Genomic DNA, 14,756 nt, shown 5'->3' with positions numbered 1-14,756 from the left:
TTCGCGGTGACGGTCACCGACAGCGACGGCGACACCGCCAACGGCTCGCTGACCGTCAAGGTCAACGACGATGGGCCTACGATCGCCTCCATTGAAAGCCAGATCGTCGCCAACTCTGTCGATACGCATGACGGCACGTGGTCGTTTACGCCCGGTGCCGACGGACTCTCGACAATTGCAATTTCACTAACAAACGAGCCAAGCATATCACTAATCCATCATTCAACGTCGATCTACGACTCAGCCACCGGCGTCGCCCAATACACGGCGTTCTTCGATGCCGGTGGTACGCAGCCTTATTTTACGGTCGATATGAAAGCGGATGGCACCTATACTTTTGAGGTCATCAATCCCGCGCCCACTATAGTGGTAACAGATACAACCGCACTCGGCGCTGCTGGCCTTGGCGGCAACAGTAATAGCGTCTACCTTGAGCAAATAACCGTAAAGAATCACTTCCCCGTTCCCCACACGGACATACTGTTTACCGGTAATTCCGGTTGGACAGGTACAAATCTTGGCAGTACCGCCACGGTAAATTCGAATAACAATGGTTTGGGTATAGGTTCTGGTCAAACCATGGATCACAATGAATCGATCACCTTAAAGTTCCTTCAGGGAGATGGTGACAACAATTCCTCAACCCATTCGACGACTGCGGCTGGCATGGATCATGTCCAAATTGACTTCTTGCAAGGATCTAATGGTGGCCAAATGACGGGGAACTATTCTGTTCATGTGATCACTTACGACCAACTCGGAATTGCCCATAATCAGGGCAACATGAACATCGTCAACGGCGTTCTGGATTTCACCTCGACCGACCTTGTCTATGGCATGTCAGTTGTCAATATCGGAAACACAGGACTAATTGTTGCGGGTACCACCACCAGCGTGACAACGGCTATTGAGACACCTCCGGACGTCGGGTTGCATTTCAACGTCGATGTTGTGGATGGTGACGGCGATAAAGCCAGTCATGGCTTCGACATCATTGTCGACGCCAATGATGGGCACCAGGCCACCCTCACCGGCGACGCCACCTATGATCCCAATATCCTGTCGGGCGGACCGGGCGATGACATTCTCGTCGCTGCCGCGGGCTACAACATACTGACTGGCGGCGCAGGCGCCGATACGTTCAAGCTCGACCATCTCGATATCAAGGATCTGATAAGCGACTACAGTGGTGCCGGCGGCCAGGGTGACAAGATCGATTTGACCGCACTGTTCGACATGGCACCGGGTGGCACCATTACCGACTACGTGCAATATAACGCCGGCACGAAGACGTTGAGCGTCGACGTCAACGGCGCGACAGGCGGCCACAGTTTCGTGGACCTAGCACAACTAACGAACACCCCTGCGGCCGGAACCATCAACATTCTATACGACGACTCAACACACACACAGCAGCATGTCACGATTTAACACTTATGCGTGGCCGTGCTCCCGTGCTACACATTAGCGAAACGTAAAATGGCGATTTGAAAGAGGGCTTAAATGAAGCGTTGTGCAAGATTGCTGGCTTCGGCCGCGGCGCTGTTGCTGGCTGGATCGACGGGCTTCGCCGCCGACATCATCGAAGGCCCGACGGGCGATTATTGCCGGACCGTCGGCACTTCCAACCTGGTGCTGAACGACAACATCGTCGATCTCAAGGCCCAGGTGGTGAAGCTGATGGACGAATCGGTCGCCGCGGCCAACAGCTCGGAGTGGATCAACTCGTCGCGGCCGGTCTTCGTCTGGGCGTCGGAAGCCAAGGTCGCCTGCGGCATGGCCTATGGCTATCTGAAGACGAACTACAAGGACGAGGACACGCTCAACAAATGCGAGTGTTTTCACGATCGCATGGTCGAGTACATGCACTGACCGGATAGGCAAATTTGCGCCTGTTGGCCATCATGCCAGCCGACGGATCCTTGTTGAGGGCGATCGCCGCAACGATCGCGTTGGCTGGCTTTGCCCAAAGTGTCACGCCGGCTCGCGCCAACTGGCTCGAACGGCCTTCCGTGGCGCAACATCGGTCGTCGGGTTCGACGCGGCCGCCGCGTTGCGACGCGGCCGCGGCGTGGACCCGACAGACGTTCAAGGCATTTGCGAGTTGTCAGGCCTCCCTCTATGGCCTTGAGCCGGCGCTGGCGCACGCCGTCATGGAGATCGAAAGCGGCTTCGATCCCGACGTGCGGGGCGCCGATGGCGAAGTCGGCCTGATGCAGGTGATGCCGGCGACAGCGCGAATGCTCGGCTTTCGAGGCTCCCTCGACGATCTGGGCACGCCGGCGACGAACATCGCGCTGGGGGTCAGGTATCTTGCCCAGGCAAACAGGCTCTCCGCCGGTGACCTCTGCACCACGGTCATGAAGTATCGCGCCGGGCATCATGAAAGCCGGTTCTCGGCGCTCTCGGTCCGTTACTGCCAGCGCGCGCGGGCAATCCTTGCCAGGGACGGGTTGGAAGTGACCGGACCGTTGCCGGTCGCGACATTCGGCTTTTCCACATTTTCGACAGACGGGCAGGATGGAGCCGCCGCCCAGGAAAACCGTGTCTGCGTGCGCCGGGTGTTCGTGCCCGGACCGCGATACATGAAATGCGCCGACTACAGGACCGCCGGGCAAGCAAGACAGATCAGGGCCCTGAGGGCCCGGCTCTTCGGCGGCCAAAGAACAACAGGACGGCGCGACAAGTCCGCCGTAACATGCGTGGCAGACCAGACCGGGAAGAACAAGCCGGCGGCAGACAGGGCGGGACAATCATGGAAGCTGGCCGAAAGGTCTACTGTGCGCGGACGTCGGCAATCGCCTTCGCGCTCGCCGTGATATTGTCGGGCTGCCAGTCGAAAGGCAACGTCACCGAGGTGCTCGACCCGGCGGCAATTGCCGCGCCCGCCGAGCAGGCCACTCCGGCCGGGCAGAATGGCAGTGCTGTCACCGGTCCGGTCCAGGCGACCCAGTCGCTGGGCACCGGTTCGGCAAAAGTCACGATGCTGCTGCCGTTGTCGGCACCCGGAACGGCAGGCGAAAACGGCCGCAAGATGCGCGATGCGGCCAAGCTGGCGATGGCGGATATCGGCAATGGATTGCTTACGCTGACGATAGAAGACACGAAGGGCGACAGCACACAGGCCGGCAAACTGGCGGTACAGGCCATCACCACCGGGGTGAAAGTCGTCATCGGCCCAACCGAGCTGCAGGCGGCTCAGCACATCGCCACGCTGTCGGGATCGAAACGGCCGCCGGTTCTGGCACTTGCCGACAATTTCGCCGGCAGTGCCGGGGTTTATGCGGTGCCGCTCAGCGAAGCGGACAGCGCGGCGGCGGGTGCCGCCGGGCTTGCCGCCAAAGGCAGCAAGAAGTTCGTATTGCTTGTCGCGGGTGGCCAAAACGCCAGCGCCGTCGAGAAGCGGGTCGCCAACGGCCTCAGCATCTATGGCGCCACGCTGGCGGTCACTGTCCCCTATTCGGGCGGCGACGGTGCCGCGAAGGCGGTCGACGAGATGGGCTCACTCGTGGACACCCCCGACGCGGTCATCGTTGCCAGCGGTGACGGCAGCCCCTCGTCCGTGCTTGCCGCCCTCAAATCGAAGGGCATTCCGGGAAAAGCGATCTCTGTCGTGGGAACGAACCGCTGGCTGGAGCACCCCATCGATCCCCTGTTTGAGGGCGCGTATATCGCCACGCTCGATTCGAGCGAAACCGGGCCGATCGCCGACCGCTTCAGGGCGACGTACAATTATCCGGCCGACGTCAATGTAGCCTACGCCTATGATATGGTTGCGCTGACAGCGGGAATTGCCAGCGCGGTCGGACCCGACGGTTTCAGCAAACAGGTTCTCGAAAACCCGAGCGGATTTCGCGGATCGACCGGCCTGTTCCGCTTTCGCGCCGACGGATCCAGCCAAAGATCGATGCCGTTCTATCAGGTTCAGAAAGGTGCGCTCAAACTGGTTGCCAAATCAACCTCTGGTTTCTGAACGGCCGGTGACGGGGCCTCGCTCGAACGCTGCGCCGGCGTGATGGGCATGCCCGGGCGCATCCGCTGGGTTATCGCGGTCGGAGGCCTCGAGCTCGTGCTCGGGATTGTCCTGATCATGCAGGCCGGAGCCTTGCTTGCGATCGACCGGCCTGCCCCCGCGCCCCAAATGGAGCGTGCCGGCAACCATCCAACCCCTGTGGTCGCGGCCGTTCCCGACGGTCCATGGCGAGACGCGCGCAGGGTTGCCGAGAGCCTTGTCGCGCCGCCGCCGATCGACTTGTCCGAAATCGAGCGGGCCGAAGCCCGGCCGCCGCTCGGCGATCTGGGTCTCGCCGTGCCCCCCAAAAGGCCGAGGCCCCGTGACTGGCGCGAAACCCTGCTCTTCCGTCCGGTCGCCACGTCGTCGGCGACTTTCGAATCCATGGGACGCAAAGTGATCATCGGTGGCGTCGCGAGCATCGAGCCGGAGAGGACCTGCTCGTTTCACGATGTCGCCTGGCCTTGCGGCCAGCGCGCACGTGCCGCCTTCAACTCCTGGCTGCGGGGACGCGCGCTGAAATGTTTCGTACCGCCGTACATCGAGCGTTTCGCCATCGCCGCGCCGTGCAGTCTGGGCAAGCAGGACGCCGGCGCCTGGCTTGTGTCCAACGGCTGGGCGATGGCGCTGCCGACCGGCATCTATGGCAAGGCGCAGGCGGTCGCCGAGGAGACGCAGATGGGGATCTTCGGCCCTCCGCAATAGGCTGCCAGGATCGAGGAGGCTCCCACATCGATCAAATTGTATGGTTTGCCGAAACTGAAATTGCGAGGCGCCCGGCTATATTGGCTGATCTGACAGGAGATTGCCAATGGCACAAACCGCAGCGACCGCCACCGTCCCAGCGTGGAAGAGTGTCGCCTGGCTCACCCTTCTGGGGACAGTCGGGAGCCTTGGCCTCTCCGTCGGCCTCAACTACCTGCTGTTGTTCAGCGAGGCCCTGACGCCGTTCGGGCGCAGCATGGTCACCGCGGTGCTGTTGCCGCTGATCATTGGGCTGCCGCTTTTCGTGCTGATCGGCTGGAAGCAGACCCAGATCCGCGGCTACCGGCGGGAACTCAACAGGTCTGGAACCTATGACAGGGTGACAGGCTGCCTGAACGGTCCGGTTTTCACCTCGATGATCGAGCGGCGCGCAGCCAGGCCATCAGCGTCGGGGCCACGCTCGGGCGCCTTCCTGGCGATCCACGCCGAACATCTTCGATCCATCAATCTTCGCTTCGGCCCCGGCTGGGGCGATGAGGCCTTGCGGCTCGTTGCCTCGGCCATACAGTCCGCTGTCCGCAAGGAGGATATGGTGGGGCGCATAGGAACATCGATGTTCGGCGTTTTCCTCCCCGGTGCGACCGAAGCCGAGGCCAAGGACATTGGCGAGCGGATCCGGGCGGGCGTCGCGCGGGTCTATTTCGCGCCCAAGGGCAGCGAGGACGTCCTGGCGATCAGTGTCGGAAGCACCGTGTTTGAAACCGAGCTGGCATTCGAGGACATGTTCCGCTCGGCGGAAGAACAGCTGTCAGGTGCAGAACCTGTGGCGAGTTTCTGAGCGCGATCGCGGGAGAGGCCGCGATCTCCACGGCATCGAACAGGCCGTGTGACCCATTTGCCCGGCATGCAATGCGTTGCCCGGCTATGTACAGTTCTTACCAAACCTCGATCGTTCGTTGCAGGCTTTTTGCGGAACGCTAGATTGGCCACGCGGCATCCCCAATTCATGCCGCAGTGGCCGACGCGGGCTTAGGCAATGGTGTCTCACCGGCATCATCGCGTCGGCCACTCGCAAAGCGACCTGATCCGATCCCAGCCGGAGACGCGTTCGTCCCCTTCCCTCAACGCTTACGTGGGAGGCCGTTCCTGTCTTGCGGGGTTCTTTGAGCCCAGGTCCCCGACCAGCCGGCGATATTGGGCTTCGGGTGGTCCATAAGCCTCTCGCGCCAACGTCAGCAGGCCATCACGACTACGGATCGTGATTTCTCCGCGACGCGCACGAATATACCCGTAGCTCTCGATCATCTGCAGCCCGACAGTCACTCCAGGGCGCCTGACGCCGAGCATGATGGACAGAAATTCATGGGTTATCACGAGCCTGTCGCCGACAGTGCGGTCGCCGCACATCAAAAGCCACCTGGCCAGGCGAACTTCCAGGCTTTGCCGCGCGTTGATCGCTGCCGTGTAACTGGTCTGGACGTGAAGATATTGGACATAGCGCAACAGAAACGGCCGCAGCGTCGGGCTATCCTCCAGGGCTTCGACGAATGGGGCAGCCGGTATGCGGATCGCTTCACTCGTCGACTGCACGTAACAGTCGAAGTTCGCCTGTTCGTCCCCCATCACCAGCGCCGAGCCGGTCATTCCTTCGAAGCCAATTATGCCCACTTCTGCTTCGGTCTTCGCCGAAGTCTTCGCCACCACCGATGCCAGCCCGCTTTCAAGAAAGTAGACGGCTTCAATCTTTTGACCTGCGGTTTCCAGCGGCGCGCGCAGCTCCAGGAAGACGCTCTGGAGATGCGGCTTCAGCCGCGCGAAATCGTCCACGCTCATACGGCGCAACAATTCGCTCTTGGCTTGCAGGATCTGGTGATCCACGAGACTCTCTCCCTTGGGCAAGAGCACTCGCATCTCTTAGCCGGCCGCGCCCGTCGAACGAGCGGACGGTGACGAACCATAGACTGCGCTTCACACAGCACTAGGAGGGCTAGCGCGTTGGTATAAAACCGACATTTACTGCTGTGGAAAAATCGCGGCTTCGCGGGCTATCCATCCTTGGCCACAAGACGAGCCTCGCGCAGGATGGAGGCGCGATCGAAGCCGACCAGCGATATTATTTCACGTATCTGCTGTTCCGTAGCGCCCGAATCCCGCGCAAGTGCGCGCACCGTCTCTGCCGTCAGACCCGGGCGCTCAGGTTCTTTCGCCATGACATCCTCGTGCCGGCCAAAGCGCGATCGCCTCTCCCAAGCGTCGCGCGAACCATTTTCTCTTTGTACGATTTCGTACAGACCTTGGCGAGTCAAATCGGGCCATGGCTCAATTCGGGCGGCTCTGCAGTCCATCCATCCGGGACCACCAAAATCGTTCGGAACGATTGCCTCGCTGGGTGGTTCAACTATCCCGTCCCAACAGGAGACTTGACCGATGGATCACACCAATCACGTCCGCCTCACGAGCGCAGAATTGACGCCTGACATCTTGGAAGACGCCACGATTTACGACGCTGACGACAACAAGGTCGGCACCGTTTCCCATGTTCATGGTTCTGGCGCCGGCAGTCAGGTGGTGATCGATGTTGGCGGATTTCTCGGCATCGGCGCCAAGCCGGTGGCCGTCCCCGCGAGCCAGTTGGATTTCATGCGCGATGAAGATGGCGATGTCCACGCGGTGACCAACTGGACCAAGGATCAGCTCAAAAACATGCCCGAGCATCACGACGCCTGATATCAGGGATTTGCCCTTTCCCGGGAGCGGCCGCATGGCCAATCCGGGAGATCGGAACGCGACGGATGCTTCGGCGCCACGGAGTGACGGATGACGCGGCGCGAGACAGGGACTTGCTTCTGCGGTGCGATAGCCGCCGCCATGGACGGCGAGCCTTTCTGGATTTGCTACGACCACGACGACGATTGCCGTAGGGCCATTGGCGGTCCGCTCACGGTCTGGGTCGGGTATCGGCCCGACCAATTCCGGCTTTTGAAGGGAACTCCGAAAAGCTTTTCGAGGACACCCGGCGTGGTCCGTACCTTCTGCCCCGACTGCGGGAGTTCCATCGGCTACAGCGACGAAGGCCTGCCGGACGAACTCTATCTGACGATCGGCTTCTTCGACAAACCTGAAGGGTTGCGCCCACAAGCTCACGCCTATTGGGAGCTCAGGCTGCCCTGGGTCGCATTTGACGACAAGCTGCCGCGCATCGATCGTTATTCGAGGAAGCGCGACGCAAAATTCGGCAATCCACGTGACAGGTAGACTGACCGCGCCCCACAGGGACGATGCTCCAGCGGCCGCGCTTGACGGCGTCGCGGCAGCACTTGTGGGCGGGTGGATGTCCTTGCACCCGGCGCACCCGGCAATGTCGCGACCGGCGCCATGGTCGACTTCCTCGAGGCCAGAGGCTGGCATACGGGGATCGGTCGCGATGCCCAGGCGTTGCCCAGTATGCCGGCTGGTTCGTGGATGCCTGTGAAGTGATCAGCGGCCCTGGTCAATTGCGACCGGGAGCTGTTCCTGGCGACGAATGAATCGACCCACGTTCCGCCGCCATGAGCCGACGCGGAATTGACTTGGCCACCATGACGTGCCAAGCGGCGGCTTGGAGCTGGGAGCACCACCGGATATGATCGAGAGCATGGATGACAAAGAAAGCTTTGATAACCGGGATCACCGGGCAGGACGGCGCCTATTTGGCGCAGCTCCTGCTGTCCAAGGGATATGAGGTCCATGGACTTGCACGGCGATCGAGCACGGCCGATGTGAACACCACGCGGCTGAAGTGGCTCGGCATCGAAAAAGACGTCCGGATTGTTGATGGAAACCTGACGGATCTGTCCGGCCTGGCTCGAACCATGCGCGATGTGAGACCCGATGAAGTCTACAATCTTGCCGCCCAATCCTTCGTCAAATCATCATGGCAGCAGCCCATCCTGACGGGCAACGTCACCGGCATAGGCGTGACCAACGTCCTCGAGGCACTCCGTCTCGAATCGCCCGAAGCCCGTTTCTACCAAGCGTCGTCCTCGGAAATGTACGGCCTTATCCAGGAACCCATGCAATCGGAAACAACGCCCTTCCATCCGCGCTCCCCCTACGCGGTTGCGAAGCTCTATGGCCATTGGATCACGATCAACTATCGCGAAAGCTTCGGGCTGCATGCCTCAAGCGGCATTCTGTTCAATCATGAATCTCCGCTTCGCGGCATTGAGTTCGTCACCCGCAAGGTGACCGACGCGGTCGCGCGCATCAAGAAAGGCATGGCAAAGGAATTACGGCTCGGGAATATCGATGCCAAGCGAGATTGGGGTCACTCGAAGGACTACGTCCGCGCGATGTGGCTGATGGTGCAGCAGGACCAGCCGGACGATTACGTCGTCGCCACAGGCAGGACGACGACCGTGCGCGACATGTGCCGAATCGCGTTCGATCACGTTGGGCTCAAGATCGACGATCACCTTGTCATAGATCCGGAACTGTTCAGGCCGGCGGAAGTCGAAATTCTGCTCGGAAACCCCGCCAAGGCAAAGCAGAAGCTGGGATGGGAGGCGACAATCCCGCTGGAAGAGATGATCCAGGAGATGGTGGACGCCGACCTCGAACGTCATAGCAACCCGTCGAGACGAGGGTGATCGGAAAGCCCTTTGCCAAACATGGTCGGTAGATTGACCCATCGCATCCTGATAACCGGGGCTAACGGATTTGTTGGCACGGCACTGTCGCAGTTGCTGGAGCGGGAATACGTTGACTGCAAGGTGTTCGCGTTAGGCCATGGCGAAGGGCAGCGAAACGCGATCGACCTCTTGGACCGGGAGGCGATTGACAGCGCTGTCGGCGAGATAAAGCCCACCGCGCTCATCCATTTGGCGGCGGTCGCAGCGCCTTCCGACGCACGCAACGCGCCACGACATGCCTGGAACGTCAATGTTACGGGAACGATGAATCTTGCCGAATCCGTGCTGCGCCACGCGCCGAATGCCCGGTTCGTTTATGTTGGGAGTTCGGAGGCCTACGGCGCTTCTTTCCTCGACATGTCCGGCCCGGTGACGGAAAGCGTGCCGCTTCGACCTATGAACGTCTACGCCGCCACCAAGGCGGCCGCGGACCTGATGATCGGCCAGATGGCTTATGACGGCCTGCGCGCCATCCGCTTTCGCCCGTTCAACCATACAGGCCCGGGCCAGTCCGATACCTACGTGGTCTCGGCCTTTGCGCGCCAGGTCGCCGAAATCGTGTCGGGCAAGAGCAAGCCGGTCATTCATGTCGGCAATCTTGAAGCCGAGCGCGACTTCCTGGATGTTCGCGATGTGGTGCGCGCCTACGCGAGGTCCGCGACCATGGATCTGGCTGACGGACCGCACCATGTCTATAACATCGCCTCCGGACAACCGCGGAAAATCCGGGACATATTGGATATGCTCGTCGCGCAGTCGGGTATCGATATCGAGGTGCGTGCCGATCCGGAAAAACTGCGTCCGAACGATATCCCTGTCGCCTCGGGTAATGCGACAAAGGCACGCGACAGGCTGAATTGGACGCCTCTGGTGCCATTCGAACAGACGCTCGGGGACGTTCTGGGGTATTGGCAGCGGATGTGTAGCGCCAAGCCACCACTATCCTGATGTGGTCCCTTCAGCAGGCCTTTGCAGATTAGACATTCCTAAGAGCCAAGCGAACTGTACAGCGAAAACTGCGGTTGATCATCCGAGGTCCAGGGCGAAGAGACCCGCCGCTTCATGCAGCGAGTCGCTCTCTACACTAATTCGGGCCTAATGAACGTATAATTCGGTTGCACCATGGCGCCGAGCTCAGCATACCGAACATCCATTAGACGCCAAAGCCGTTGAGATAGTTTGCAACGGTATCGTTAATGGTGACGGATCTTGGCTTGCGCGGGTATTCAACCATACGAATTCCATTGACTACGAAGTCTCGACCAGGGGGGTGACGTAATATCTTCTGAGCCAACTCTATATGATTCCCGATGTCAAAAAATTCGAAATTGTCGGGGTAGTATTTGGCGAGTTCGCCGAACTGCCGGTTGCGCGATACGTACGTGGGGCGGGATAACTCGATCGCCTGAGAGGCTGGACCCGAACCCGTGTGCTGCGAATTAATGTAGGGGATTACCACCGCATCGCACATCGTCATACCCAGCAGCATATCATCGTCCGAAACCGAGCCTATGAAATGCACGCGAGACAACAGTTTTCGTTTCTCTACCAATTTGATCAGCGATTGGAGATAGGGAGCAATCCCTTGCCCCGGGGTGAGCGCCGATCCGTGCACACCGCTAAACATAAGCAATTGGTAATTCGGCGGCAATTGCTTCAGTGCCAGGATCGGCGTTTCAAACCCCTTGTAGAAATCGAAGAACCCAAACACTCCGATATAGCGGGTGTCCGTTTTTGGCGTTGGTGTCAGTTTGGCCAGTGAAGATGAATTGGCAAGCATGGGGATGTTCGTGATAAAATCATCATCCATGTAGCAGAGAGGGTTATCCAAAACTTGGACACTCGGCATATTCAAGCGGAGATAGCGGGCATCTGCCTTCGTATGAGCAATGGCAGTGACGCGATACCCTTTGGCAGCGTGAGCAACCAAGGCTCGCCATAGACCGTTCCAAAGAGCTTCGCGACGCGTGGTCAGTACATCGCCTAACAGATTCTGCAGCGTGGCTTTTGGGTTTAGCGGTCGAATGATTTCCGGCCACGACAAGCGGTTATAACGTGGAAAGTGATGAAACGACATCACCACGTCCTTCGACGCCGAGATGATCTTTCTGACACGTGCGACAGACTGTTGTCCGTTGCGGCCATACAGGCCCGGTTCGTATTGGATGCACGTGACATCGAAGTTTTTCACCTGGCCGGCGATATCATTGATCAGATCGTCAGCAGCACGCATTTCCAGCTTGGTCTTCGCGCCGTGGATGATCTCGCGGGGCGTAGGAATGACCGTGATATTAGCGTGCGGATCAAGGGCGCGCTTTAAGAAGGCCGAATAGTGAGCAATGCCACACACCTCCTCCCATGTTGTCAGCAGAGCAATTGACTTCAATGTAGTGGTTACCCTTCGTTGTTAAGCGACAGCTCAGGCTGTCGCTTAAAGTTACACTGGCTGCCCCAAAGCCCCATTCCGGATTTCGATGACGTAAATAGTTGAGTACGATGTCAACCGAAATAGGCTGCTAGCACTTCCTGCGGCGAGCCATCCATCCGCACACGTCCATGTTCCATCCAGAGGATTCGGTTGCAATTATTCTCAAGCAGTTCCTTCGAGTGGCTAGCAAGGATAAGTATCTTTGTTTTATCAACGATCTCGCGGAGCCGCTTGTCGGCTTTGTGTTTGAAATCTTCATCACCCGTCGAAAGCCATTCATCCATGATAAGGATTTCAGGTCGGATCGACGTTGACGTGGAGAAGGCTAAACGGAGCTGCATTCCGGATGAATAGGTCCGGAATGGCATATCCAGAAAATCTCCGAGCCCCGTGAATTCGGCAATGTCGTCATAACGCTCCCGTAATTCTTCCCGTCTCATTCCCATCATGGCCGCGCGAAGCCAAATATTCTCGCGACCCGTAGCCTCGGGGTCGATCCCTAGCGAGATGCTAATAAGAGAGACACAATCGCCGCAGACAACCGCTGACCCGCTGGTCGGACGATAAATGCCAGACAACACACGAAGAAGCGTGGTTTTGCCGGCGCCGTTATGGCCCACCAGACCTACCCTGTCACCTTCCTTCAGCGAAAAACTAACGTCCTCTAAACCACGCACGATGACGTGGCCATCTCCTCGTCGGTCGATGGCGCCTCCCGTGGCCACGCTGAGGATTCTGTTTTTGAGAGAGCGACTTGCGGCGTTGAACACCGGAAATTCGACGGAAACACCCGTTAATGTGATCGAGGTCATGGGATGTTTCAGAGCCAGTAAGGAATACGATGACGGTAGCGACCGAAGAAGAACATAGCAATCACCCACCCGACTATCGCGAGGGCCACGCAAACCACCCAGTTGGTCGCGCTCGGGAATTCGCCCAGCAGCGGAGCCCTCACAATCGTGACGAGGTGATAGAACGGATTTAGTTTAAGCAGAAGCTGAGAAGCGCCTTCTGGAAGCGTCTGTGGCATCCACACGATGGGGGTCGCATACATGACAACCTGAAGAAGGTTTTGCATTACTTGTGTCATATCCCGGTAGCGCGCGCAGACCACGCCGAGAACAAGCATGATCCAAAGCAAGTTAAGCACCACGAGGAAAAATCCTGGTGCAGCCATGAGTAGGTGCCAGGTGGGGACGCGTCCAACGGCGAATAGGACAAACGGATAAATCACGATGTTATGGCCGAGTATGATGGCATTGCGGTAGAGCGTCCGCAACACATGGATGAACAGAGGCATACGCACTTGCAGGATGATTCCCTCCGCGCTGATGAAGGCAGTGCACCCCTCGCTAATCGAGCTGGAAATGAACCCCCAGAAAATGATGCTGGCGCAAATATAGGGAAGGAAGTCCCGTGTGGGAGCCCGGAAGAGTGTGCCAAAAATGAGCCCGAGCACGCTGATCAACACGCCCATGTTGATTGTCAGCCAAAACGCTCCGATCCGTGAGCGTCGATAGCGCTGCGCCACATCCTGCCAACTGAAAGTCGTGGCTAGGTGATGACTATCTACCGCTGCAGCCACGTCGGCCAAAGCCTCGCTAAAAGAATTGGTACTCGATGGCGGTGTCAATGGAGATTGCTTCCTTTCATGTCGTCACTGCCTGGATCCCCATCGATGTGGCTCGATATCTAATTATGCCCCTGCCATCAACCTTGCGGACAAAAAACAGATGGCAGTCACGTTGAGGAGGTGGACACGTTCCGCAAAAGCCAACGGCATCTCCGCACTCCGCGCACGTCCCGTGAGGTGCTCAGCATCGCCATGATTGGCTTGCGATTCATGACTTTCCTTCGATCATTGCGAGCAGGTCGTAGTAGCCGCCGTTTTCTCGAACTAATGTTTCGACCCTATCAACGGGACATCGAACACCGTCGCCGCGGAAATCAATGAGAGCGTAGCCGAGCCGTTCGACCTGTTTTGCCAATTTCGTCGGGGTACTATCGGATACCATTGCCAGAGCTTCTGCATTGAACTCCATCAGCAACGCCGGTCGGTGTCGATCAATGATTGCGCGCGCGCCTTCAATCACGCGCGGTTCAGCGCCCTCCACGTCAATCTTAATCAGGCTAATTCGCTGCGGGTGGTCGGCTAAGATCTGATCGAGCGGAGCCGATAAGACAGCGGAAGCCGGATGCCGTGAAGTCCGGCGCATCCCGCCGAATGACAGCGACGCTCCGGCAATGTTGCCGTCGTCTGGGTTTTCTATCCAGACCGAAGCGACTTCGTTGCTAACGGCGAGTGCGTGGACCTCGATGAAATCGGCAAAGCTCGAAGATTGGACGGTAGCCTGGAGCAGCTCCGCTGTCTGAGGATTTGCTTCGAAAGATATGACCTGCCCGACGCCTTGGCTGTTGGCGATCAAAGCGGCGGCGATCATTGTAAACCAGCCGACATTGGCGCCGACGTCGACAAAAGTCGTATTTGTATCAAACCGATCTTCGATGAAGTGTTCTATGTAAGGCTCGAATCTACCTTTCAGGAAAATCGGAGCGCTTACACCGTTATCCTGTAATTCCAGCCAGATATCAAAGCCGCGCCCGGAGTGGAATTTGACCCTGGAATCTGAGAAAGAAGGACTGAGTAAAGCGAGCAAAGCGCGCTTGCCTTCATCGGACGTCGCCATAGAATTTCGCAGCGTATTGAGCGTTCCATAGAACTCAATGCCATTTCGGAGAGCCGTTTCGTCTTCAGGTTCTCGTCCGAGCAGCATCAGATAAGCGAGGCGCACATCCTCAACCGTCGGCTTCGACCGCTTCCAGTTGTCATCAGTCATTCCCAGCCTTTCTCAGTTCGCCATGGATGGCCAGTCATTCGTTCAGGCCACAATCAGTTGCGGTTCCCAGTGTTCAGCGCTATCGCGAGCGTTTCAGCTTCCTT

16 protein-coding genes are annotated in these 14,756 nt (G+C 58.5%); 10 read left to right on the top strand and 6 right to left on the bottom strand.

The annotated features are described in order from the left end of the window. The 6 genes from FJ978_RS14760 to FJ978_RS14735 form a co-directional block, all read left to right on the top strand. Window positions 1-1,431: type I secretion C-terminal target domain-containing protein (locus tag FJ978_RS14760; RefSeq protein ID WP_140572687.1), on the top strand; the 1,431-nt coding region annotated here is incomplete at its 5' end. A 72-nt stretch (window positions 1,432-1,503) separates the two neighbouring features. Further along, window positions 1,504-1,872, top strand: coding sequence for a hypothetical protein (locus FJ978_RS14755; protein ID WP_140572686.1), 369 nt, complete (start codon window positions 1,504-1,506; stop codon window positions 1,870-1,872). Window positions 1,873-1,925: 53 nt separating this feature from the next. Further along, the gene (locus FJ978_RS14750; protein WP_348640314.1) at window positions 1,926-2,819 is read left to right on the top strand and encodes a transglycosylase SLT domain-containing protein; all 894 of its coding nucleotides are present in this window, start codon (window positions 1,926-1,928) and stop codon (window positions 2,817-2,819) included. Further along, the gene (locus FJ978_RS14745; RefSeq protein WP_140572685.1) at window positions 2,756-3,973 is read left to right on the top strand and encodes an ABC transporter substrate-binding protein; all 1,218 of its coding nucleotides are present in this window, start codon (window positions 2,756-2,758) and stop codon (window positions 3,971-3,973) included. The genes FJ978_RS14750 and FJ978_RS14745 overlap by 64 nt, the downstream gene beginning before the upstream one ends. A gap of 48 nt (window positions 3,974-4,021) precedes the next feature. After that, window positions 4,022-4,717 (top strand): thermonuclease family protein, encoded by a 696-nt coding sequence (locus FJ978_RS14740; protein WP_246678131.1) that lies wholly within the window; start codon window positions 4,022-4,024, stop codon window positions 4,715-4,717. A gap of 106 nt (window positions 4,718-4,823) precedes the next feature. Then, window positions 4,824-5,555, top strand: coding sequence for a GGDEF domain-containing protein (locus FJ978_RS14735; protein WP_140572684.1), 732 nt, complete (start codon window positions 4,824-4,826; stop codon window positions 5,553-5,555). Window positions 5,556-5,845: 290 nt separating this feature from the next. On the opposite strand, the gene FJ978_RS14730 is transcribed toward FJ978_RS14735, so the two are convergent. Continuing rightward, window positions 5,846-6,628, bottom strand: coding sequence for a Crp/Fnr family transcriptional regulator (locus tag FJ978_RS14730; protein ID WP_181180402.1), 783 nt, complete (start codon window positions 6,626-6,628; stop codon window positions 5,846-5,848). Window positions 6,629-6,762: 134 nt separating this feature from the next. Further along, window positions 6,763-6,927, bottom strand: coding sequence for a hypothetical protein (locus tag FJ978_RS32820; protein ID WP_013893799.1), 165 nt, complete (start codon window positions 6,925-6,927; stop codon window positions 6,763-6,765). A gap of 217 nt (window positions 6,928-7,144) precedes the next feature. On the opposite strand from FJ978_RS32820, the gene FJ978_RS14725 reads away from it, so the two are divergent. From FJ978_RS14725 to FJ978_RS14710, 4 genes are all read left to right on the top strand, one after another. Further along, on the top strand, window positions 7,145-7,444 hold the full coding sequence (locus tag FJ978_RS14725) for a PRC-barrel domain-containing protein (RefSeq protein WP_023776591.1): 300 nt from the start codon (window positions 7,145-7,147) through the stop codon (window positions 7,442-7,444). Window positions 7,445-7,534: 90 nt separating this feature from the next. Beyond that, on the top strand, window positions 7,535-7,972 hold the full coding sequence (locus FJ978_RS14720; protein ID WP_140572682.1) for a GFA family protein: 438 nt from the start codon (window positions 7,535-7,537) through the stop codon (window positions 7,970-7,972). Between the two features lie 383 nt (window positions 7,973-8,355). Next, window positions 8,356-9,345 (top strand): GDP-mannose 4,6-dehydratase, encoded by a 990-nt coding sequence (gene gmd / locus FJ978_RS14715; RefSeq protein WP_140572681.1) that lies wholly within the window; start codon window positions 8,356-8,358, stop codon window positions 9,343-9,345. Window positions 9,346-9,378: 33 nt separating this feature from the next. Continuing rightward, window positions 9,379-10,335, top strand: a complete 957-nt coding sequence (locus FJ978_RS14710; RefSeq protein ID WP_246678129.1) for a GDP-mannose 4,6-dehydratase — start codon at window positions 9,379-9,381, stop codon at window positions 10,333-10,335. 205 nt (window positions 10,336-10,540) lie between these two features. Here FJ978_RS14710 and FJ978_RS14705 read toward each other — a convergent pair whose 3' ends face one another. The 4 genes from FJ978_RS14705 to FJ978_RS14690 all read right to left on the bottom strand — a co-directional run bounded on the left by FJ978_RS14705 (window position 10,541) and on the right by FJ978_RS14690 (window position 14,652). After that, on the bottom strand, window positions 10,541-11,773 hold the full coding sequence (locus FJ978_RS14705) for a glycosyltransferase (protein WP_140572680.1): 1,233 nt from the start codon (window positions 11,771-11,773) through the stop codon (window positions 10,541-10,543). Window positions 11,774-11,886: 113 nt separating this feature from the next. Then, on the bottom strand, window positions 11,887-12,627 hold the full coding sequence (locus FJ978_RS14700; RefSeq protein ID WP_140572679.1) for an ABC transporter ATP-binding protein: 741 nt from the start codon (window positions 12,625-12,627) through the stop codon (window positions 11,887-11,889). Between the two features lie 8 nt (window positions 12,628-12,635). Beyond that, entirely contained in the window at window positions 12,636-13,448 is an 813-nt protein-coding gene (locus FJ978_RS14695; protein WP_140572678.1) for an ABC transporter permease, read from the bottom strand. 208 nt (window positions 13,449-13,656) lie between these two features. Beyond that, window positions 13,657-14,652, bottom strand: coding sequence for an FkbM family methyltransferase (locus FJ978_RS14690; protein ID WP_140572677.1), 996 nt, complete (start codon window positions 14,650-14,652; stop codon window positions 13,657-13,659). Between the last annotated feature and the right edge of the window lie 104 nt (window positions 14,653-14,756).

The organism is Mesorhizobium sp. B1-1-7 (assembly GCF_006442705.1).
GTDB lineage: Bacteria > Pseudomonadota > Alphaproteobacteria > Rhizobiales > Rhizobiaceae > Mesorhizobium > Mesorhizobium opportunistum.
This window is presented reverse-complemented; position numbering and strand designations above follow the sequence as displayed.